This window comes from Streptomyces sp. NBC_00193 (genome assembly GCF_026342735.1).
GTDB lineage: Bacteria > Actinomycetota > Actinomycetes > Streptomycetales > Streptomycetaceae > Streptomyces > Streptomyces stoeckheimensis.
Map to the genome: position 1 here is coordinate 239,813 of NZ_JAPEMM010000002.1, position 22,021 is coordinate 261,833.

Annotated in this window: 16 protein-coding genes; 7 read left to right on the forward strand and 9 right to left on the reverse strand. The window is 72.4% G+C overall.

All coding sequences use genetic code 11. The annotated features are described in order from the left end of the window. The first annotated feature begins 288 nt into the window (after window positions 1-288). Complete coding sequence (locus OG898_RS29200; protein ID WP_266960934.1) at window positions 289-1,026, forward strand: hypothetical protein; 738 nt, start codon at window positions 289-291, stop codon at window positions 1,024-1,026. Between the two features lie 40 nt (window positions 1,027-1,066). Here the strand turns inward: OG898_RS29200 and OG898_RS29205 are convergent, their stop codons facing one another. Together OG898_RS29205 and OG898_RS29210 are read right to left on the reverse strand one after the other, a co-directional pair. Continuing rightward, the gene (locus OG898_RS29205) at window positions 1,067-2,059 is read right to left on the reverse strand and encodes a winged helix-turn-helix domain-containing protein (protein ID WP_266960936.1); all 993 of its coding nucleotides are present in this window, start codon (window positions 2,057-2,059) and stop codon (window positions 1,067-1,069) included. Window positions 2,060-2,202: 143 nt separating this feature from the next. Beyond that, window positions 2,203-6,147, reverse strand: a complete 3,945-nt coding sequence (locus OG898_RS29210) for a DNA-binding protein (protein ID WP_266960938.1) — start codon at window positions 6,145-6,147, stop codon at window positions 2,203-2,205. Window positions 6,148-6,491: 344 nt separating this feature from the next. Here OG898_RS29210 and OG898_RS29215 point away from each other — a divergent pair, with 344 nt between their 5' ends. The 6 genes from OG898_RS29215 to OG898_RS29240 all read left to right on the forward strand — a co-directional run bounded on the left by OG898_RS29215 (window position 6,492) and on the right by OG898_RS29240 (window position 16,664). Continuing rightward, on the forward strand, window positions 6,492-9,866 hold the full coding sequence (locus tag OG898_RS29215; protein WP_266960940.1) for a S8 family serine peptidase: 3,375 nt from the start codon (window positions 6,492-6,494) through the stop codon (window positions 9,864-9,866). A gap of 249 nt (window positions 9,867-10,115) precedes the next feature. Continuing rightward, window positions 10,116-10,637 carry a hypothetical protein gene (locus tag OG898_RS29220; RefSeq protein ID WP_250743415.1) on the forward strand — a complete coding sequence of 174 codons (522 nt, stop codon included), beginning with the start codon at window positions 10,116-10,118 and terminating at the stop codon, window positions 10,635-10,637. Between the two features lie 20 nt (window positions 10,638-10,657). Beyond that, the gene (locus OG898_RS29225) at window positions 10,658-11,851 is read left to right on the forward strand and encodes a histidine kinase (RefSeq protein ID WP_266960943.1); all 1,194 of its coding nucleotides are present in this window, start codon (window positions 10,658-10,660) and stop codon (window positions 11,849-11,851) included. Beyond that, window positions 11,848-12,522 (forward strand): response regulator transcription factor, encoded by a 675-nt coding sequence (locus tag OG898_RS29230; protein WP_266960945.1) that lies wholly within the window; start codon window positions 11,848-11,850, stop codon window positions 12,520-12,522. The genes OG898_RS29225 and OG898_RS29230 overlap by 4 nt, the downstream gene beginning before the upstream one ends. Before the next feature lie 226 nt (window positions 12,523-12,748). Continuing rightward, complete coding sequence (locus OG898_RS29235; protein ID WP_266960947.1) at window positions 12,749-14,101, forward strand: lipase family protein; 1,353 nt, start codon at window positions 12,749-12,751, stop codon at window positions 14,099-14,101. Between the two features lie 418 nt (window positions 14,102-14,519). After that, window positions 14,520-16,664, forward strand: a complete 2,145-nt coding sequence (locus OG898_RS29240; RefSeq protein ID WP_266960949.1) for a M9 family metallopeptidase — start codon at window positions 14,520-14,522, stop codon at window positions 16,662-16,664. Between the two features lie 48 nt (window positions 16,665-16,712). Here the strand turns inward: OG898_RS29240 and OG898_RS29245 are convergent, their stop codons facing one another. From OG898_RS29245 to OG898_RS29275, 7 genes are all read right to left on the reverse strand, one after another. Further along, on the reverse strand, window positions 16,713-17,600 hold the full coding sequence (locus OG898_RS29245) for a hypothetical protein (protein ID WP_266960951.1): 888 nt from the start codon (window positions 17,598-17,600) through the stop codon (window positions 16,713-16,715). Window positions 17,601-17,893: 293 nt separating this feature from the next. Continuing rightward, window positions 17,894-18,346 (reverse strand): hypothetical protein, encoded by a 453-nt coding sequence (locus OG898_RS29250; protein WP_250743408.1) that lies wholly within the window; start codon window positions 18,344-18,346, stop codon window positions 17,894-17,896. A gap of 228 nt (window positions 18,347-18,574) precedes the next feature. Next, complete coding sequence (locus OG898_RS29255) at window positions 18,575-18,790, reverse strand: DUF6243 family protein (protein WP_250743407.1); 216 nt, start codon at window positions 18,788-18,790, stop codon at window positions 18,575-18,577. Between the two features lie 221 nt (window positions 18,791-19,011). Continuing rightward, the gene (locus OG898_RS29260) at window positions 19,012-19,923 is read right to left on the reverse strand and encodes an SDR family oxidoreductase (RefSeq protein WP_266960954.1); all 912 of its coding nucleotides are present in this window, start codon (window positions 19,921-19,923) and stop codon (window positions 19,012-19,014) included. Beyond that, complete coding sequence (locus tag OG898_RS29265) at window positions 19,920-20,534, reverse strand: TetR/AcrR family transcriptional regulator (RefSeq protein ID WP_250743405.1); 615 nt, start codon at window positions 20,532-20,534, stop codon at window positions 19,920-19,922. Before OG898_RS29265 ends, OG898_RS29260 begins: the two co-directional genes overlap by 4 nt. Window positions 20,535-20,628: 94 nt before the next feature. Further along, window positions 20,629-21,069, reverse strand: coding sequence for a hypothetical protein (locus OG898_RS29270; RefSeq protein WP_250743404.1), 441 nt, complete (start codon window positions 21,067-21,069; stop codon window positions 20,629-20,631). A 54-nt stretch (window positions 21,070-21,123) separates the two neighbouring features. Next, entirely contained in the window at window positions 21,124-21,999 is an 876-nt protein-coding gene (locus tag OG898_RS29275) for an oxygenase MpaB family protein (protein ID WP_266960957.1), read from the reverse strand. Window positions 22,000-22,021: the final 22 nt, after the last annotated feature.

The window sequence follows — 22,021 nt, forward strand, 5'->3', positions numbered from 1 at the left end:
ACTCCCCCCGAAACGATCCACGCGATCGCGACACGGTCACGCTCTGGTTCTCCCAGCGGCACCGGGTCACCGTCGTCGGCCTCATCTACACCGCTCCGGCTGCCGCGACGATCCTGGGCGCCCGACCGCGCTCCGAAGAACCCGTACGCCCCACCCCTGGACGCGCTCCTGCCCGACCCGGAGGTCCCCGGCGACGCCCTCCCGCTGCACCCGAACGCCCAGGGCTCCCGCGCCTTCGGCCTGGCCCGCGCCATGCTCGTCCGCCGTACCGTTCTGACCGCCTCTGCCGTGTCCCTGGCCCTGTTCACTTCCGGCTGCGGCGGCTCCGGCAGCGTCGCGGAGAAGGCCGATCCGAAGCCCTCGGCCTCGGCTTCCGCACCGACTCCGGCGGTGCCGGCCGCCAAGGGGAAGACGGATGCGGAGCTCGCGGGCATGATCCTGGTGCAGGCGGACCTGCCCGACCACCTCTTCAAGGCCGTCTCCGAGAAGGACGTAGAGGCAGGCAAGCACGCCGTCAGCGATGTCCCCGATTGTCTGCCGGTACTCCAGGCGATGGCCGCGGCGCCGATCGGCAGCCCGACCGGGGGGGCGCGGATCACGGTGGCCGCCAAGCCGAAGCCGGTGGCCAAGGACGCGAGCGAGGAAGACAAGCAGCTCGCCGCCCGCAACGCCCTCGGAACGACCGCCACCGTAGTCAGCCTGTACTCGTACGACGGCGACGGCGCCCAGCGGGCCTTCCGCTCGCTCTTCGACGCGGGTCTGCCCTGCGAGAAGGGCTTCGTGCCCACCGTGGCCGGCGAGGAACTCGGCGACACCACGGTACGGCCCTTCACCAAAGTGGAAGTCGGGGATGAAAACCTGACCTACACCCTCGCCATGGCAGACGAGGAGATCGGACGGATCTCGACGGAGCTCGTCGTCGTACGCAAGGCAAACACCCTCGCCGTGTTCCACGCACAGAGCATGAGCGGCACCGCGGACCACCCCAAGAGCGTGGTCGAAGCCCAAGCCGGAAAGCTTGGCTGACGGTTCGTCCGACCATCCCGCTCATGCCTCGGGCGTCGGATCAGCCGTGGTTTCCGAGGAGTTCGGCGCCCAGCGGGGTGACGGTGTGCACCACGGATCTGCCGCGTCGGCTCGTGGTGATCAGATGGGCGTTGCGCAGCACCGTCGCATGCTCGCTGGCCGCCGCGAGGGACACGTTCAGCCGCCGCGCGAGCTCGCTGGTGCTGCACCCCTCGGTGGCCACTTGCAGTGCCGCGGCCCGAGTGCGCCCCAGCAAGGCGCCCAGGGACTGCTCCGCGGCCTGCGCCGCACCCCACAGCGCCGTGCCCGCCTCTGCGTCACCGACGGTCGGAATGGCGAGGGTGGGCGCCGAGGTCTCGTCCTGCGAGTCCCACAGCAGTGCCGGGTCCCGCCACAGGAAGACCGTCGGCGCGATGACGAGACCGCGCCCCCCGAGGTGGACGTCGACGTCCCGGTGGTACCGCACCTCCAGTACCGGTGACCGCCACCGCACCAGCGGCACGCACATCCCCTCCAGCAGGCGTTCGATCCCGCCGTCGAGCAGCGTCCGTGCGAAGGTCGCCCGTACGCCCTCCACATGGGATCGCGCCCCGTTCCAATACGGAGCTACGAGCACCTCGTTGCAGGCGGCGAGCCCCGCGGCGAACTCCTTGCGGGCTTCGAGGTCACCGGCCGCCAGGTCCCGGGCCCACGACAACTGCGAGGGGTGGAAGGCGATGTGTTCGAGCTCGGTCCGCATGCTGGCCGGCGATGCCCGGAGGAGATTGTCGATTCCCTCCTCCAAGGACGGCGTGTCACCCATCAGGACCGTCAGGTCGATGTCCGGGCCGTCCACGGCCAGCAGGCTCGTCACCGGGCGGGTCTGCGCGCCCAGCCGCCCGCGGACCGCCTTCTGCCAGGGGCGGAAGGGCAGGGCCTTGGCGGCGCAGTCGCGCAGCAGCCTCAGGCTGTACATCGTTTCCGCGGCCGCCCCGATCGTCGCGGCCACCCGGGTCCGGGCCAGGTCCTCGGCGGTGAAGTGAATGCGTAGCACCGGGCATCCTCCATCGCCGTCTCCTCCGGCGCCACTTGATCGCCCATCGCAGTCTGTGCCCTGGCTGCGGCTCCGTCCAGGACGTGTTTCGGCCAAGCCCCGCAGCGGGCGGGTTCGTGGGTCCGCGGGGTGAACGCGAACCGTCAGCAGGTCTTCCGGTAGGGGAGATCCGGGAGGTAGGTGCGCCAGTCGGACCGGGAGAGCCCGGTTCCGGAGCGGGTGCAGACGGACTCCGCCAGGCGGTCCGGGGTCACCTGGTGGGTGCGGACGGTGCTGTGTTCGCCCGCGCTGTGCAGGGTCCGGCCGTCGGGTGAGAAGGCGACGGCCACGATCCCGTCGCCGGGGGTCGGCAGCGGTGGGCCCAGAGGCCGGCCCGAGTTCACGTCCCAGAGCCGGAGCGTGCCGGAGGCGCCCGCCACGGCCAGGGTGTGGCCGTCGGGGGAAAAGGCCAGGGCGGTGACGGCCTTCGCGGAGTCGAGGCCGATCGCGTCCGCGCCGGCCGGGAGGGTGGCCAGGCGTCGCTCGGCCTCGCCGTCCCACAGGGTGACCCCGCCCGTCGTGTCACCGACGGCCAGGCGCGTGTTGTCGGGGCTGTAGGCCATCACCCCGCCCTGTTCCGTGGTGGGGCCCCGTTCGGTGCGCCGGCCGGTGGTGACGTCGAAGGTGTCCGAGGAGGTCGCGAGCAGTCGGCCGTCGGGGCGGACCGCGACCCGTGCGGACCGGTCGCTCCGCGGCTTCGCCACGGGGGAGGTCCGGTCCTTCGTGAGGTCCTGGGGGCGGGTCCGCTGTCCGCTCGCCACGTCCCGGACGTCCAGGGTGTCGACGCCCGCCCGCGTCGTGAGCAGGGACCGGCCGTCCGGTGAGACGGCCATGCCCGTGATGGGCATCCGGGCGGCGAAGGGCGGTTCCGGGTCCGTGGGGAGGGGGCGGGCCGTGTTCGCCGGCACGTCCCAGAGGGTCGGCTCCTGGGAGCGCGTCGCGGTCTCCTTCTGCCCCTCCCCCGCGTCGGAGCCTTCGGCGAAGTCGGTTCGGGCGTGGGCGAGGGTGCGTCCGTCGGGGCTGAGCGCGAGGAGGACGCGGCAGTCGTGTCGCGCGGGAGTTCCGGTGGGTTCCGGTACGGCTTTCGGGCAGTCGGCCGGCGGGGTGCTGGCCGTGCGCCGGCCGTCGGCGACGGCGTAGGCCTCGAACCAGGTGCTGTCCCCCTGCCGGCGGTCGACCGCGACGGTCGTGGCATCCGCGCTGAAGGTGCCCGTCGATGCCGGTTCGGGGTTCCAGTCCGCCGTCGCGGCCGTTCCGTAGGAGATCGTGCGCACCACGGTGTCCCCGAGCCGGCGTTCGGTGAGGTACCTGATGACGCCGTCCTTCGGGTCGATCCGGAGCTGGGAGGCGGCCCCGTTGGTGAGGGAGTACCGGAAGACCGGCCGTTCGGGCGCGGAGAGTCGCCACATCAGGATCTCCCGGCCGTCGACGGCCGCGGCGAACCGGCCGTCGGGGCTGGTGGTCATCTCGGTCAGGCCGGGGTGGTTGATCCCGGCCGGTTCCCGGCCCGTGACCGGGTCCCACAGGCTCACGCCGCCTGGCTCCTGGGCCGCGAGGACGGCGCCGTCGCCGGTGAAGCGGAACGAGTCCACGCCGCACGCTCCGGGTCGGGAGGCCGGGAGCTCGGCGCGCCGGGCCACGTCCCAGACCTTCAGGGGCACGTCGGCCCGTGCGAAGGCGCCGACCGCGTCCCCTCCCCGGGCGCACACCGCCAGGTGGCGTCCGTCCGGGCTGAGCGCCCACATCGGATGCCGCCCGGTCGGCACCTCCAGCAGGGTGCCGCCGCTTCGCGCGTCCCGGAGCGAGAGGCGGCCGGTGGCACCGTCCATGTCCAGGTCGGCGACGACCTGTTCGGCGGCCGTCCAGCCGATGGAAGCGCCCACCGGGTGGGGCACGGCGTCGAGCGCCGTCCCGGACACCAGGTCCAGCCGTCGCGCCCCGCTTTCGGATGCGGGCTCCGTCTCCGCCCGGCCCCCCTGCACCAGGGCGGTACGGCCGTCCGGGGAGATCCCGCGGAACAGGGCCAGCGGGTCGAGGGCCGTCTCCGGTCCGACGGCCGTCTTCTTCGTGACGTCCCAGGCGCGCAGGGAGTCCACGTCGACGGTGACCGCGATCCGGCCGTCCGCGCTCAGCCGGACCGGAGAGGCGGGGTGGGAGGTCCAGGGGCCCGCCTCGTCCGGTACGTCGTAGGCGTCGGACTCGGCCTGGACGGACGCCGCCAGCAGCGCCGACCGGGTCTCGGTGGTCTCGGCGACCCGCCAGGCGGCCAGGCTCAGCCGCATCGCCAGCGCGGGGTCGGAGCCCCGTAGGCCCTGGGCCACTGCTGCCAGCTGAGCGGCGGCCAGTTCCTCCCCCTTGACCTTGCGGATCTCGGCGTCGACCCGCTGCCGGACGTTGTCGCGGCCCTGCTGCCAGGCGGTCGTGCTCGCCACCGTGAGGAGGACGAGGAGGAGGCCGACGACGGAGGTGACGCCGCGACGGATCCGACGCGTGCGGGCGCGGGACGCCAGGCCCGCACGCAGGAACTCCCGCTCCGTCGGGACCAGCTCGGCGGAGCGGCCCGTGTCGTCGGCGAACGTGGCCTCCGCCTCGGCCAGTTCGCCTCCGCGCAGGAGCGCCCCGGTGTCGCGTCGGCGGGTCAGCCAGTTCTGGGTGGCCTGGGTCAGCCTGCGGTGGCGCCGGAGCCGTTCGCGATCGGTGTCGATCCAGCCGCGCAGCCGCGGCCACGCGGTGATCAGGGCCTCGTGGGCCAGGTCCACGACGTCCTGGTCCAGGGTGACGAGCCGGGCCCGGGCCAGCCGGTCGAGCACGGCCCCCGCTTCGGCGGCCTCCGGCGAGTCCGGGGGCACGAGGGTGTCGCGGGGTACGGGCCGCCGGGTGTCGGGGGCTCCGTCGCCGGGGGTGATCAGGTTCAGCAGGAGGCGACGCGCGACGGGGGCTCGGTCGGGCCCGAGTGCCGCGTACACCTCCTCGGCGGTCTGGGCCAGGGCGCCGCGCAGACCACCGGCCGCCTCGTGTCCGGCCAGGGTCAGCGTGCGCCCGCGGCGGCGGCGCCAGGTCTCCAGCAGGGCGTGGGAGAGCAGCGGCAGGCTGCCGGGTTCGCGGGTGACCTCTTCCACGAGCCGGGCCGTGAGGGCGCGTTCGACGGTGAGGCCGGCCGCTGCCGCGGGGCGCACGATCGCGCCGCGCATCTCCTGGGCTGTCAGCGGGCCCACGGGGAGGGCCGCGGCCCGGGCGGCCTCGGCCAGGGCGGGGTGGGCCAGGCAGTTCGCGTAGAAGTCGGCGCGCACGGCGAGCACCACGCGGATCCGGCTTCCGGGGTGGCGGGCGGCGAGGAGGGCCGCGAGGAAGTCCCGTCGTTCGTCGGGGTCCGTGCAGAGGGTGAAGACCTCCTCGAACTGGTCGACGATCAGCCAGGTCTCGCCGTCTGCGGCGGCGGGGGTGAGGACCGGCGCGTGGGTCCGCATCGGGTGTTCGCCGGGGGTCAGGACGCGCAGGGCCGCGGCGGGTGGCAGCGGTGGTGCGGAGCGGCGCAGTCGCGGGATGAGGCCGGCCCGCAGCAGGGAGGACTTGCCGCTGCCGGAGGGGCCGAGGACGACGGCGAAGCGGTGTTCGGCGACCAGGGCGGTCAGTTGGTCGGTCAGCTGCTCCCGGCCGAAGAACACCGCCTCGTCCTCGGGTTCGAAGCGTGTCAGGCCCCGGTAGGGCGCCGTGCCCCCGCTGTCGGCGCCGAGTTCCAGGGTGGCCAGGGCTTCGGTCGCGGCTTCTGCCTCGGCTTCGGCGGCGGCCTCGCGCCACCGGCGTTCCCATTCCGTCCGGGCGCCGCCGCAGACCTCGGCGTAGGCCAGCGTCACGGGCAGGCTCGGGAGCCGGTTTCCGGCGGCTGCCTGGGAGAGCGCCGTCACCGAATAGCCGGCCCGCGCGGACAGTTCGCGGTAGGGGACGGAGCCGGCCGCGCGGCGCAGTGCGCGGAGCTCACCGGCGAACCGGGCGGTGGGGCCGGCCTGTGGATCGAGCGCCTTCTCCGGCCTTCCCGCTCCGCTGCCCATGCTGTTCCCTCCCCGGGATCAAGATCATTTCCACCGTATGCGGGGGCCACACCAGCCACAAGAGCCTCTTCGGCCACGGAAAACAATTGTTCAGCCGCCCGGATCAAGGCTGCTGAACAATCCGCGAGCCGGTGGACTGCTGCCGTACCCGGTCGCCGAGCGGCCCGCACGGCCCACCCCGCCCACCACCGCTTCTCCCCCTGGAGGCAGGCGGGACACGGGCCGGGCCCCGGCGGCCGGCGTCACCCCCGACGCCATGCACACACCGCGTACTCCGCGTACGCCACACGACGGGGCGCGCCCCACGGCTCCGGCCGACGTGCACGCCTTCCACAGGAGCAGAGTTGTTCACACGGACCCACAGGCCTCGACAAGCCGCGGGGGCCCTCGCCCTCGCCACCGCCGTCGTCGCCCTCAGCACGGGGCTGACCGGCCCCGCGGGGGCGGCACCCGCCGCCTCCCCCACCAGGACCACCACGGACGCCCCCGTCACCGTCACGCTGATCACCGGTGACCGGGTGACCGTGAACGGCAGTGGCGCCGTCGTGCGCTTCGAGCCCGGCCGGGGCCGTGAGCGCGTACCGGTCGAGATCGAACGCGCCGATGGCCGCACCCTGGTCCTGCCCGCCGACGCCCGGGCCCTGCTGGCCGCCGGCAAGCTGGACCGGCGCCTCTTCGACGTCACCACGCTCGCCGACCCGGCCCTGCGCGCACTGCACCGCGGCGGACTCGGCCTGATCGTCCAGTACGAGGGCTCCGCCGGGGCGGCGCGCGCGGAACTGCGGTCCGCCGCCGGCAACGGTGCCGGGCGCGTCCTCCAGACCGTCAACGCCGAAGCCGTCAAGGCATCTCCCGCTGACGCCACGAAGGTCTGGGAGGCCTTGACGGAGCCCACCGCGCGCGGCCTCCGCGCCACCGGTGCCGGCATCGGCAAGGTCTGGCTGGACGGCGTGCGCAAGGCGAGCCTGGACAAGAGCACGAAGCAGATCGGCGCCGACCGGGCCTGGCAGGCCGGGTTCGACGGCACGGGCGTGAAGATCGCCGTCCTGGACACCGGTGTCGACAAGACCCACGCGGACCTGAAGAGCCAGGTCGTCGGGGAGAAGAACTTCTCCGACTCCCCCGACGCCACCGACCGCGTCGGCCACGGCACCCACGTGGCCTCCATCGCGGCCGGGACCGGGGCCGCGTCCGGCGGGGCGATGAAGGGCGTCGCACCCGGCGCCAAGGTGATCAGCGGCAAGGTCCTCGACGACCGGGGCTACGGCTCCGATTCCGCGGTCATCGCGGGCATGGAGTGGGCCGTCGCCGAGGGTGCGGCCGTCGTCAACCTCAGCCTCGGAAGCCGCGACTTCCCCGGCGTGGACCCGGTCGAGGCGACCGTGGACCGGCTGTCGGCGGAGAAGGGCGTCCTGTTCGCCGTCGCCGCGGGCAACAACGGTGCCGGCGAGTCCACGGTCGGCTCGCCCGGCAGCGCCGACGCCGCCCTGACCGTCGGCGCCGTCGACGGCAAGGACGCCCTCGCGGACTTCTCCAGCAGGGGCCCGCGCGTCGGCGACGGCGCGGTCAAGCCCGACCTCACCGCGCCCGGCGTGGGCATCACCGCCGCGGCGGCCAAGGGGAGCAAGCTCGACACCGACCCCGGGGCCCAGCACCCCGTCCCCGGGTACCTGGTGCTCAACGGCACCTCCATGGCCACCCCGCACGTGGCCGGAGCGGCGGCGCTGCTGAAGCAGAAGAACCCGGGCTGGACCGGCACCGAGCTCAAGGGCGCGCTGACCGCGTCCACGAAGGACGGCGCGGTCGGCGTCCAGCAGCAGGGCACCGGCCGCGTGCAGGTGGACAAGGCCCTGACCCAAACGGTGATCACCGAGCAGCCGTCGGTCTCCCTCGGCACGGCCCAGTGGCCGCACGCCGACGACAAGCCCCTCACCAAGAAGATCGCCTACCGCAACCTCGGCGCCACCGCCATCACGCTCGACCTCGCGGTGAGCGGCACCGATTCCCACGGCAAGCCGGCCCCGGCCGGGTTCTTCGCGCTCGGCGCCACCAAGGTGACCGTGCCCGCAGGGGGCCGGGCCGAGGTCGACCTGGCGGCCGACACCCGGCTCGGCGACGTCGACGGCGCGTTCTCCGCCTACGTCACCGCCACCGGCGGCGGCCAGTCCGTCCGTACGGGCGCGGCGGCCGTCCGCGAGGCCGAGGCGTACGACGTCACCATCACGACCGTCGACCGCGACGGCGCCCCTGCCCGCGAGTTCTCCCACTCCCTGTTCGGCATCGGCGGCGCCGCCGACGGCATATGGACGGGGGTGAGCAACGAGTCCGCCTCCGGCACCCTGCGTCTGCCCAAGGGCACCTACGCCCTCCACGGCGCCGTGTACCAGGACGGCTCGGACCTCGCCAAGGGCGTCGACTGGCTGGTCCAGCCGCGGCTGGAGGTCGCCGGAACCACCAAGGTCACGGTCGACGCACGCACAGCGAAGCCGGTGGACATCACCGTTCCCGGTCTGGCCACGGCCGACTTCGCCCTGCCGTACTACCAGCAGAAGGTCGGCGAAGGCCACCTCGGCAGCGGATGGGTCCTGCCCAAGGGGTACACCGGGTTCCGCTCCGCCCACATGGGGCCGGCGGTGACCGACGGCTCGCTCACGCAGAGCTGGCTCGCTACCTTCATCAAGGACCCGGCCACCCAGTACAACGTCGCCCTCGGCGGCGTGACGAAGCGTCTCGCCACCGGGTACACGCGGCACCTGAAGGCGACCCAGCTGGCGAAGCTCTCCGTGGACATGGGCGCGCCCGCCCCCGGCAAGTCCGGCTACGCCTACGCCGCCCCCACCCTGCCCGGCATGTCCCAGGGCGACTTCTACGGGGCCAACCAGCCCGCTCCCGGCACCCGTACGCTCATGCTCTCCGCCCTCGACGGCGCCACCTGGCGCACCGGGTTCTGGCAGCTCGGCGCCCCCGACGGGGACGGCAACCAGGGCATCGAGGCGGACCTGGCCGCCCTGGAGCCGAAGCGCTACGCGGCCGGCTCCTCCCACCGCGAGACCTTCAACACCGGAGTCTTCTCACCGCTCCTGGGCGCCCCGGGCCTGGGCGTGTTCCGCAGCGCACCCGACCCGGAGACGGGCAAGCAGACCATCACGGGCGCGGTGCCGCTGTTCGGCGACGGCGCCGGCCACGCGGGTTCCTCGGCGCTCACCAAGACCGCCACCACCCTGTACCGCAACGGCATCAAGGTCGCCGAGAACGAGGACCCGCTGAGCGGCTGGGAGCCCTTCACGGTCGACGGCGCCGACGCCGAATACCGGCTGGCCACCTCCGTGGAGCGGTCCCCGGACGTCTCCGCCGTCTCCACCCGCATCGACACGAGCTTCACCTTCCGCTCGCGTCAGGTCGCTGCCCAAACCTCGCTCCCGGTCTCGACGGTGCGCTTCCGGGCCCCGCTCGACACCGCCTCCCGCGCCCCGGCGGGCAAGGTCACCCGGATCCCCGTGACCGTGCAGGGAGCGGCCTCCGGGAAGAACCTCAAGTCGCTCACGGTCTCCGTGAGCCTCGACGGCGGCACGACCTGGAAGAAGGTCAAGGTCACCGACGGCGCGATCTCCGTCCGGAACCCCGCGAAGGACCAGGGCATCTCCTTCCGGGCCCAGGTCACCGACAAGCAGGGCAACGTCTCCGAGGTCACGATCGTCAACGCCTACCTGGGCAAGTGATCCCGCTTCTGATCCCGCTTCCCTGAGCCGACGGCTGGCGGGGACGCCGGTCCCCGGCCTTCCCCGAACCAGCCCGTTCACCCGCCCGCCCGCCCGCCACGACACGTGGCGGGCGGGCGCTCGGGCGTCCGGACCGCCGCCCACGGTGTTCCGCCGGGCCGCCGGTGGAGTGGGGGGAGGCCGGACTCCACCCCCATTTCCACCCTTGGGTCCAGGTGCCGCGGGCCGCCCCGTAGCAGCCTTGAGGACATGACAACGACCGAGTGGATCACCGACATCGCCCTCATCCTGATCGTCTTCCGGCAGCTTCGGGAAGGGCGGCTCGACCTCAAGTCCTTCCTGCTCCCGCTGGGGATCGTGGCCTTCGTGGCCTACTCGTACCTGGACACCATCCCCACCGCGGGCAACGACCTGGCGCTGATCGCGGTCCTGGTGGGCGCGGGCGCCGCGCTCGGCATCGCGGGCGGCGTCTACACCCGGATCCGGACCGTCGACGGGCACGTCCTCATCAAGGCCGGAGTGGTGTCGGCGGTCCTGTGGGTCGTGGGCATGGGCGCGCGGATGGGCTTCCAGTTGTGGGTCGAGCACGGCGGCGGCGCCGATGTCGCCCGGTTCAGCGTCGACCACCAGATCACCGGCGACAAGGCCTGGGTGGCGGCGTTCGTCCTCATGGCCCTGACCGAGGTGGTCACGCGGCTGGCGACGATCTTCGTCCGGAGCCGCACCCACACGGTGGTCCGCCCCGTGCCGGTGCTCGACCGCACGGCCTGACCGTGCAGTATGTTCTGCGCATGCCCCCGCGCGAGAGCCCTCCGTCCCCCGGGACGGCAGCCTCCCCGGAGGCCGCCCAGCGTCCGGTTCCCGGACAGGATCCGCGGGTCCGGTGGGCCATGACCCTGGCGGTCATCGCCGTCGGAGTCGTGACGATCCGGCCCATGGGCTTCAGCGGCCAGGGATTGGCCGTCCTCGTCCTCTTCGTGCTCAACACGGCAGCGCTACTGGCCCGGGGCCTGCCCGAGAACGCCACGACCCAGCGGTTCGCCCCCGCCTGGCTGGCTGCCGGCGTCCTCGCGGCGGCCACCCTGATCGGTGTCAGCAGCAGTGGCACGGGCTACCTCTTCGCCTTCCTCCTCACCGGTCACATCGGATACCGGCTGGAGACCAGGTGGGCCCTGGCCCTCGCAGGACTCTGCAGCGCCCTCTGCGCCGGCGTCCTGTACCTCCACCTCGGGCCGGGAGGTCAGGAACTGCCCTGGGTACTCGGCCTCGCCACCGGCGCACCCGTCCTGATCGGCATCCTGAACCGCAGTCAGCGCCAGGCCGTACGGGCGGCGATCGCAGCGTCCGAGGCGGCCGAACGCGCCGCCCGGGCCGAGGCGCGGACGGCCGTGCTGAGCGAACGCGGCCGGATCGCGCGGGACGTGCACGACGTACTGGCGCACTCGCTGGCCGGGATCAACATGCAGCTGGAACTGACCGACGCGCTGATCGACACCGGCGACCTCGAGAAGGTCCGGGAGGCCAACTCCAAGGCTCACGCCCTGGTCAGGGAGAGCCTGAAGCAGGCGCAGTGGACCGTGCACGCGCTGCGCGAGGACGCGCTGCCGCTCGTGGAGAGCCTGGCCGCGATGGTCGAATCCTCGGGTCACCACGACGCCCTCACGGTCATCGGCACGGCCCGTGAGCTCCCGGCCCACGTGACCCAGAACCTGCTGCGGATCGCCCAGGAGGCACTGACCAACGCCGCCCGGCACGCGCCCGGAGGAGACGCCGGCGTGGAGCTGAGGTTCGCCGCGGCGTCGACGACGCTGACGGTCCGCAACCGCCCCGGCACCCGCGAGGCGCACGCGGGGCCCGGCAGCGGGATGGGGCTGATCGGAATGCGCGAACGCGTCGCGCTCCTGGACGGAACCGTCACGGCGGGACCGGTCACCGAAGGGCCGGACCGGGGCGGCTGGCACGTGGAGGCAGTGATCCCGGGATGAGCGAACCGACCGAAGAGCAGCAGAAGGTGAGGGTGGTCGTCGCCGACGACCAGGCCGCCGTCCGGGAGCCGCTCGCCGCGGTGCTCGGCCTGTCCGGGGACATCGAGGTCGTCGCGGCCGCCGCGGACGGGACCGAGGTGCTGACGGCCGTCGCCGCCGGGCCCGTGGACGTGGTCCTGATGGACCTGAGGATGCCGGTCATGGACGGGATCGAGACGACCCGCCGCCTGAGCGAGCAGTACCCGCAGGTGGCCGTGGTGGTCCTCACCACGTTCGCCGACGACGACTCGATCCTGGGCGCACTGGGCGCGGGAGCCCGCGGGTACCTGACCAAGAACGCGGGACGCCAGGACATCACCCGGGCCATCCGGGCCGCTGCGGCCGGCCAGTCCGTGCTCGACCGCGAGGTGCAGGACCGGCTGCTCGCCTCCGCCAGGAGCACGAACACGAAGGCCTCCGAACCGGGACCCGCCATGCCGGAGGACCTCACTCCCCGCGAGCGCGAGGTGCTCGCGCTGATCGGCCAGGGCCTGCCCAACCGGGGGATCGCCGAGAGGCTCTTCATCAGCGAGGCCACCGTCAAGACCCACATCAACAACCTGTTCGCCAAAGCGGGCATCCGCGACCGGGCGGCCGCCGTCCGGCGCGCCATCGAGGCGGGTCTGGCCTGACGCCGTCGCGTCCCTCCTTCCCGGGGCGTCTGCGGGCGCCCCGTCCACGAGCGGGCTTCCACGGGTGGCATACCGGTGGAAGCACGCTCGAAGCCCGCTGCAAGCCATGCCGCAACCCTGTTCACGCCCTTTACCTGCTGGTAACTTGCGGCGCGGTTACCACTGGTAACGCATATCCCCCTGTGATCCATCAAGCGAATCCGAGGGACTCATGCACCGCATCGCCATGGGGAAGCTGGCAACCGCACTGGCCACCACACTGGCCGTCACCGCCGTGACGGCCTCTACTGCCACCGCCGCCCCTGCCGGCCCTGCCACCACCACCGCCTCACCGACGGCGGCGGCCGCGGCGGACGACCCGTTCTACACCTACGACGGCAGCACGCCCTTGTCCTCGTACGCACCCGGCACCGTGCTCAAGACCCGGACGCTGCAGTACCACGTCGTCGGCATCCCGACGCCGGTCAAGGCGATCCAGCTGCTCTTCCGCACCGTGGACGCACAGGGCCGCCCGTCCGCCGGGGTGACCTCGGTCGTGCGCAGCCTCACCGGGGACGGCAGCAGAGCCGTGTCGTACCAGTCGTTCTACGATTCCCTCAACCCGGCGGACTCGCCGTCCCGGGCCATCGCGGGCGACGTCTCGCTCGGGGGCCTGATCGCGAACGGCGAGTCCCTCCTCCTGGTGCCCCTGCTGCTGTCGGGCTACGACGTCATCATCCCGGACACCGAGGGACAGAGCGCCGACTTCGCGGCCGGACCGGAGTACGGGACCACCACCCTGGACTCGATCCGGGCCGCGAGCCGCTCCCCGGAGACCGGCCTGAACTCCGCCACCCGGATCGGCCTGGCCGGCTATTCGGGCGGGGCCATCGCCACCCACTGGGCGGCCGCCCTCGCGCCGGGGTACGCGCCGGACGTCGACCGGAGACTCGTGGGCTACGCCGAGGGCGGGCTGCTCGTCGCCCCCGCGCACAACCTCAAGTACGTGAGCGGCAGCACGATCTGGGCCGGTGTCGCGCCCATGGCCGTCCTCGGGGCCGCACGCTCCTACGACATCGACTTCGCGCCCTACCTCAACAGCTACGGCGCGCAGGTGTTCAAGGAGCTCGAACGCGGGTCGATCATCAACGCCCTCGGCCAGTACCCGGGACTGACGTGGAAGAAGATGGTGAAGCCGCAGTACGCGAACCCGAACTCGGTGCCCGCCTTCGTCGAGGCGGTGAACAAGCTCAACCTCGGCTCGGCCCCCACCCCGAGCGCCCCCGGGTTCATCGTGCAGGGCGGCGGGGGCGTCCTGGAGGGCACCTTCAGCAACCTCCCGGGCATCGGACGCGGTGACGGGGTCATGGTCGCGGGAGACGTGCGCGCGCTGGCCCGGCAGTACTGCGACAAGGGCAACACCTCGCTCAAGTACACGCAGTACGACCTGCTCAGCCATGTCGGCGCCGCCGTGCCGTGGGCGCCTTCCGCGCTGGGCTGGCTGAACGACAGGTTCGCGGGCAAGGCGGCCCCGTCCGACTGCGGCCGGATCCCTGCGGGCAACTCGCTCGCACCGGAGGTGGCCACGACGGCGCCCTAGCGGGCCCGTCGCGTCACGCGGCAGCGGGAGGGGCGACGAGCCGAGAGACGGTCCGTCACCCCTCCCGCGGCGGCCGTCGGTCGGCAACGATTCCATTCCGCCGGAGGTAATCCGGCCAAAGGACTACCGGCGCGATGCGACATGTGAAATTTTACATGTCACACATCAGTCGCCCGTGTATCCCAGCACGCGGCCACAACGGCCCCGGAGGCCCCCGCAGATGCATCCCTTCCGGATATCGAAGGCCACTACGCGCAGACTTCCCGCGCTGGGCGCAGCCGCCTTCCTTGCGCTCGGCCTGCTCGCGCCCCACAGTCAGGCCGCCTCCGCCGGCGCCACGCCCCCGGCCGGTGCGTACGCACGGGGAACCGCGGCCCCGGCGCCGCGGTCGATCCCGGTCCCCAAGTCGCCCGATGCGATGAGCAAGAGCTCGCGTTTCCGGATCTCCTCGCAGGACAGTGCCGAGGAGTCCGCCACCGCACCCGCCCCGACCGTCGAGCCCGTACGGCCGGCCAAGTCCGGCAAGGACGGCCGGCAGTCCTCGGCCGCTGCCGGGGACGAGTGCGGCGACCTCTCCGGCGTGATCAACGCGACCGGCAGCACCCTGGTCCAGCAGCTCAAGGCACTCCCCCGGATCACCTGTACGTACCCGCTGTTCAGCCTCACCGGTGAGAACGCGCGCAAGGCCTTCAACGAAGCCCAGATGGTGACCGTCGCGAACGCGCTGCGCGATGCCTCGGCGACCTATTCGGGCGGCAACAGTGCCTCCGTCGGGCAGTTGGTGCTGTTCCTGCGGGCCGGGTACTACGTGCAGGACAACAACGGGGACGTCGTCGGCCCCTACGGCACGGCGCTCGACGGTGCCGCGCGCGGCGCGCTGGACGCCTTCTTCGCCTCCCCGCGCAGCAAGGACGTCACGGACGCCAACGGCGAGATCCTCAACGAGGTCGTCACCCTGATCGACAGCACCCACGCCGCCGGCCGCTACGCCGGCGTCGTCAAGTGGATGCTCGGCAGCTACGACGGCACGTGGCCCGGCCAGATGAACCTCGCGATGCAGCACGTCGAGTGGGTCGTCGAGAACGGCTTCAAGGCCAAGAACGACGACCGCGGCTGGCGGGCCGCCCTCAAGGCGGACCCCACCATCCTCAACACCTGGGCAGGCTTCATCACGCGCAACGAAGCGCAGCTGAACCGCCTGGACGTCGTCAGCAACGTCGGTCGCTTCCTCGGCTACGCCCTGGACGTCCCCGAGCTCAAGGAGCGGCTCCGGCCGCTGCTCAAGGACCTGATCAACCGTTACCCGAACGTCGGCCCCACCGCGCCGATCACCATGAACCTGGGCTGGTACACGCGCCAGTACGACCGGGGCAACTGCGCGGCCTACGGCATCTGCGACCTGGGCGAGCGCGTGCTCCCGGCGATCCTGCCGATCCAGCACACGTGCACCCCGGGCCTGAAGATCCGCGCCCAGGACATGTCCCCCGGACAGCTGGCCGCCACCTGCACCAGCCTCGTCAACCAGGACGCCTACTTCCACCGGGTCATCGGCGACAAGGGCGCGATCCCCGGTGACGTGAACACCAACCTCGAGGTCGTCGTCTTCGACGACTACACCAACTACTCGCTGTACGCGTGGGCCATCTACAACATCGACGTGGACAACGGCGGCATGTACGAGGAGGGCAACCCCGCCGCCGCCGGCAACCAGGCCCGGTTCATCGCCCACGAGGCCCACTGGCTGCGTCCGGACTTCCAGATCTGGAACCTCAACCACGAGTACACCCACTACCTCGACGGCCGCTACAACATGGCGGGCGACTTCGAGGCCGGCATCGTCACGCCGACCATCTGGTGGGTCGAGGGCATCGCGGAGAACATCTCGTTCGGCTACCGGGGCGAGCGCAACGCCGACGCGATCGCCGAGGCCCGCAAGGGCACGTACAAGCTCAGCGACCTGTTCGACACCGTCTACGGTCAGGACGCGGACCCCGAGGTCAACTCGAACCGGGTCTACCGCTGGGGCTGGCTCGCGGTCCGCTACATGCTCCAGGCGCACCCCGCCGACGTCGAGACCGTGCTGGGCAAGTACCGCACCGGTGACTGGAACGGCGCCCGCACCTTCCTGAAGCAGACCATCGGCACCACCTACGACGCCGGTTTCGCCACCTGGCTGACGACGGCCTGCGCGACCAACGACTGCGGTCCCCTGCCGGAGGCCCCGTCCACCCCGCTGTGCACCATCGGCGACCCCCGCCAGTTCGACAAGAACTGCCGCCGGGACAACCTCGCGGCCACCGCCGGCAACTACAGCTACCACTTCGTGTACCTGCCGGCCGGCGTCAAGCAGCTGACCATCACCAGCAGCGGCGGCACCGGCAATGCCGACCTGTACTACGGCGGCAGCAGCTGGGCCACCACGAGCAGCTACCAGGCGAAGTCCACGAACGCCGGCAACGGCGAGACCCTGACGGTGGACAACCCGCCTTCCGGGTGGGTGTACTTCAGCCTCGCCGCCGCGCAGAGCTTCAGCGGGGTGAGCGTCTCCACGCAGTCCAAGTGAGCCGGTCCGGCCGGTCCGCCCCGCGACGGGGCGGACCGGCCGGACGCCTTACGGACGCCAGTCGGCCTCCAGGTCATGGGAGGCGGTCTTGGTCAGCTTGGTGAGGGCGGTGCCGTCCGCCTTCACCAGGTAGAGGTTCTCCGGGTCCGCGTCGTCCGCTCCGCCCCGGGTGAAGACCAGACGGCTGCCGTCCGGGGACCATGAGGGGTTCTTGTCGTTGAACCGGGACCCGGTGATCCGGTGGACTCCGGTGCCGTCGGGGCGGATGAGGTAGATACGGGCGTAGCCGGAGGAGTCCACCCGGCTGAAGGCGATGAGCCCGCCGCGCGACCAGTCGGGAGTCCAGTCGCGGGCGCCGGCCGGCGTGACCGCGGTCTCGGTCAGGGTGGACAGCCGGATCCGCATCACCCTGCTGTGCCCGCTCGCGTCGGCGCGGTTGAAGGCGAGGTGCTTCCCGTCCGGGGACCACGTCGGGTGGAGGTCGTCCGCCGCGGTGTGGGTGAGCCGGGTGGCGGACGTGCCGGCCACGCCCGCCACGTAGATCTCGCGCTGGGTGCCGACCGGCTTGGCGTAGGCGATCCGCTTGCCGTCCGGGGACCACGCCGGATCTGAGGCGCCCTTGGTGCCGGGGACGGCCTTCAGGTCGCCGCCCGCGGCCGTCATCGTCCATATGCCGTCGATGGCGCCGCCGGATCCGTAACGGACGAAGGCCACCCGCTTGCCGTCCGGGGACCAGCTGGGCATCACGTCGCTGACGGTCGGGGTGTGGGTGAGTTTGACGGACGTGCCGCCACTCGGAGAGATCGCGTAGAGGTCCTCCGTGGGCGCTGCCGCCGTGTAGCGGGCGTAGACGATCGGGTGGTCGGCCGCCGCGCCCGCTTGCCCTGCGGCGCCGAGGGTCAGGGGTACCGCCAGGGCGGCCACCGCGGCGGTCACCGCCGCCCGGCGGCGCCGTGCCGTGTGTACGCCGGCTCTCCGAGCCGTTCCGGCGGTTCTGCCGTCACCGGTGTGGTGTGGCCGGTGTGTCGTCGAGGTGTCCACTGCGCTCCCTCCCTGCGGCCTGCAGCGACTGCGGGCCGGTCCAGCCCGTCAACATCTCACCGCCGGGGCTCCGGGGGAAGCAACGGCGCCTGACGCCCGGCACGTTCACCACGGAAGCCGGTCGGTGCGGACCGGCCGAAACCCCGGGTCGGCGACCCGGGGCTTCCTCGCCGCGCCTGCGGCAGGCCTCAGCAGCCGAGGGTGACCTCATGGACCACCGGGTTGGCCGCATGGGGGAAAGCGGCCACACCGAAGGTGCCGCGGACGGTCGAGCCGCACGGTGCGGTGACGGCGGGAGCGCGTACCTGCAGGGTGGCACCGGCGAACAGGACCGGCTTGACCTGCGTCCGGGGCGGGGCGGCTCCGACGGCCTCCACGGACAGGGTGGTGAGCAGTTCCCTGACCGCGGGCTGCGGGCTGCCCGGGGAGGGCGGGCCGGCCAGTCCGGCCTTCCCGTAGAACGTGACGGTCGTACCGGTGATCTCCGCGCACACCCGTGTGGCCAGTCCGGCCTGGAGGCCGGAGTTCCCGCAGGAGGTGACCGTCTCGATGGTGTCCGCCGGCGGGGCGGCGGCGGCCGGGGTGATCGTGCAGAGGGCCAGGCCCAGGGCAGTGGACGCGAGCAGGGCTAAGCGGTTCATCGCGGTTCGTTCTCCTTGTCAGGGAGCGCCGTCCAAGGGTTCTCGGCCAGCGCCTATGACATGTGATATTTCACATGCTATTGGAACGGAACATGTGCACCACCTGAACTCCGCCGGGCCGCATCACGACACTCACGTCAGAGCCGGCCCGATACGGCAGCAGGGCCCGGGCCGCGCGTCGCGGTCCGGGCTCTGCCCCTTGCGGTGCCGCCCTGCGGCGGCGGTGCGTCAGCTCTGCGCGGTGGCGGCGTCCGCCGGACCTTCGCCCTCGACCACGCCTGCCTTCTCGCGCATCTTGCGCACCAGCTCCGCCTTCTGGTCGGCTGCACCCTGGCGGTCGAGGTTGCGGTGCGGACCGTTGTTCTGCCGTTCGGCGCGCGACTGCCGCTTGCGCTGGCCGCCGCCCTGGCCCACCGGGTTGTTGATGTTCTTGCTCACGGTCACGGGTTCTCCAGGTAAGGGATTGAAGCGATCTGCGGATTCATCGGTGAGGGACAAGCGGCGACGTCGAAGAACGTCAGCAGAGGCCCATCACGCTCTCACTCGCAAATCGGCATCTGGAAGAACATGACAACGTTACCCGCTTCCGTCGGCCCCTCGCACCAGCCCTGACCAGCACCCGCCGGTGGTCGCTGCACGCGGGGTGCGGTCAAGGTCACAGCGGGTCACAACGGGTCGCCGAGGGGGCCGTACTCCTCTTGGAGGTTCTCGGCCCAGTGCGCGGCGAAGTCCGGCTGGGTGCCGTCGGCATCGGTGAAGCCGTACTCCTCGTACAGGCCCCAGGTGGCCAGGGCCCGTCCGGTCTTGGCCATGACGTCCGGGTCGGCGGCCAGTGCGGCGACGGCCCGGCCGAGGTAGGCCGGGGTCTCGGAGTGCACGAAGTTCGGGTCCTGGGCAGCGCCGTCGCGCCAGTTGGCCTCGGTGACGCCGAAGTGTTCCAGCAGGGCTTCGGAGCGCAGGAAGCCGGGCGTGATGGCCACGGCCGCGACACCGTGGGGCCGCAGCTCAGCGGCCTGGGCAACGGCGAGGCGGATGACCGCGGACTTCGCCAGGTCGTAGAAGAACGTGCCGCGGTAGCGGGCGGTGTTGCCGTCGGTGACCTCCACGACCAGGCCGCTCTTGCGGGCGACCATGAGCGGGAGCGCGAACCGGCTGGTGATGACGTGGGTCTCCACCGCCTGCCGCAGCAACCGCAGACCGGTGTCCAGGTCCTGCTCCCACAGGGGGTGTTCCCAGTCGGTCAGCGGGTCTCCGCCCCATACGGAGTTCACCAGGACGTCGAGCCGTCCGTCCTGTTCGGCGGCGATCCTCCCGACGAGGGCCCGGACCTCGTCGGGACGGCTGTGGTCGGTGCGTACGGGAATGCCCAGGCCGCCCGCCGCGGTGACCTTCTCGGCGGTCTGCTCGATGGTTTCCGGGCGGTCCAGGTCGGAGCGCCCACCCGTACTGCTGCGGCCGGTGACGTACACCGTGGCGCCCGCGGCGCCGAGCTCGACGGCGATGCCCCGTCCGCCGCCGCGGGTTCCGCCGGCGACGAGGGCCACCTTTCCGGCCAGCGGGCGTGCGTCGGTGTTCATGATTCCTCCAGGTCGTGGCCGTCTCCGAGCGGAAGGTGAGGGGAGAGTGCGGCGTCCAGCTCCTGCCGGAGCCGTTCTTCGAGGGTGCCTTCGCGTTCGAGTGCCCAGGTCAGGCCCGCGCCTGCGATGACCACCTGTACGGTGCGGGCCAGCGCCGCCGTATCGGTTGTGGAGCGGAGCTCGCCCGTACCGGCCGCCTCCCTCAGCAGTTCCTCGATCGCGTGCCGGTGAGTGCGGTGGATGGCCAGTGCACGCTCGTAGAGCTGTGGATCGGCGAGATCCATGCACAGGAACGCCAGATGATGGGCGAAGCTCTCCGGCGTGGCCATCACGGCCGCCGACTCCACCGTCAGCGCCGCCAAGGCCCCGAGCGCCGAGTCGTGCGCCTGGCGCACGCGCCCGGCCGTCTCGGTCGCGTCCTTCTCGGACTGGTCGGCGAGGGCGAGGAGCAGACCGCGCTTGGAACCGAACCGCTGCACCAGGGTCCCGGGCACCAACCCGACCTCGCCGGCCACGGCGGCCAACGTGAGACCGGCCGGACCCACCCGGCCCATGACCTGCGCCGCCGCCCGCAGGATGACCACGTCCTCGACCCCTCGGGGACGCCCCACACCCGCCACCTCCGTAAGTAAATGTATGTTCATTTATTAAAGCACGCAGGTCCTTCCCACGGCTACGGCGTGGGAAGGGGGGGTCGGACTCCGGTCAGCGGCGGCCGGTGGCCAGGACGATGAGGAACTGCCCGCCGCCGGACTGGATGTCGGCGGTCACCGGCATCCCCGGTACCAGCCGGGAGAACCGGTCCACCAGCCAGTCCGCCGCCTCCTGGGCGTCCTTCTTGGTCGGGCAACGGCCCACCATCTCGCGGCCGCCCTTGCGCTCCAGCCTCTCGGCCACGGCGATCAGCGGTGCGGGTTCGACCACGTACAGGCGCTCGGGCCAGGCGATGACCACTTTGACGGCGCCCTTGCGGGTGTTGCATCCGCGGTGCGCGAGCCGCTCGGCGACCTTCGCCTTCCGGTCGGCGGTCCGGCTGTCGACGCTGGGGCCCCGCGGGTCGTTCACCGACTCGTCGGGGTCGACCGGCTCGTCACACACCCAGCACCGCCAGCCGTCACGTTCGGCCACATCATCAAGGAGACTCATCCGAGCAAAGTACCTGCCCGGCCACCACCCCGCGCACCAGGGCCGCGCGACGGCTCAGCTCGGCGGCCGGGGCGGTGGGGTCATCGCCCAGCGGATCGACCGTGTGAGGGCCCGGCCGGACAGGCGTACGCAGGTGTCCACCGGGGCGGTTGCGGGGCGCAGGCCGAGCATGCCCGGCGCCCACGGGGGCAGCAGGGCGATCGCGTTCGCGGCGAGCAGCGCGTACGGAACCCGGGCCGGCCAGGGCAGGGGTGGGTGGCGGAGGAGGAAGCGCGCTGCTTCGAGCGCTTCGGGGGTGGCCCGCAACTCCGGCCGGTATGCGGTCAGGAGGGCCAGGAGCGAGGACCGGTCGCGGGGTGGGTCCACCACGCCGAGGGCTGCTGCCACCCTCGCGGTGTCCGCGACGTAGGCGTCGTATCCGGCTGCGTCCCAAGGGTGCGCGCCGAAGCGCTCGTGTGCGCGGAGGAAGCTGTCGACCTCCGCCGCGTGCACCCAGCCCAGCAGGTGGGGATCGGCCGCGCAGTACGGTTCGCCCTCCGCCGTGGTGCCCCGGACCCGCTCGTGGACCGCGCGGACGCCGTCGACGGCCAGCTGCGCGTCCTGCGCCGTGCCGTAGGTGGTGACGGCGAGGAAGGTGCTGGTGCGCTGGAGCCTGCCCCAGGGGTCGCCGCGGAAGCCGGAGTGCGCCGCGACGGCGCTCATGGCGAGGGGGTGCAGGGACTGCAGCAGGAGGGCGCTGAGGCCTCCGATGAACATCGAGGCGTCACCGTGGACCGTGCGGATGGGGCGGTCGGGGCCGAACCAGCGGGGGCCGGGTGTGGTGTGGATCCGTGCGCGGTTGGCGGGGCCCGATGGTCCGGCCACCCGGCTGAACAGCGTCGCGCCGAGCCGCCCCCGTAGGGTCCGGTCGGCGGCGGAGGGCTTGTCCATGGTGGTGTCCTGCCCGCCCGGC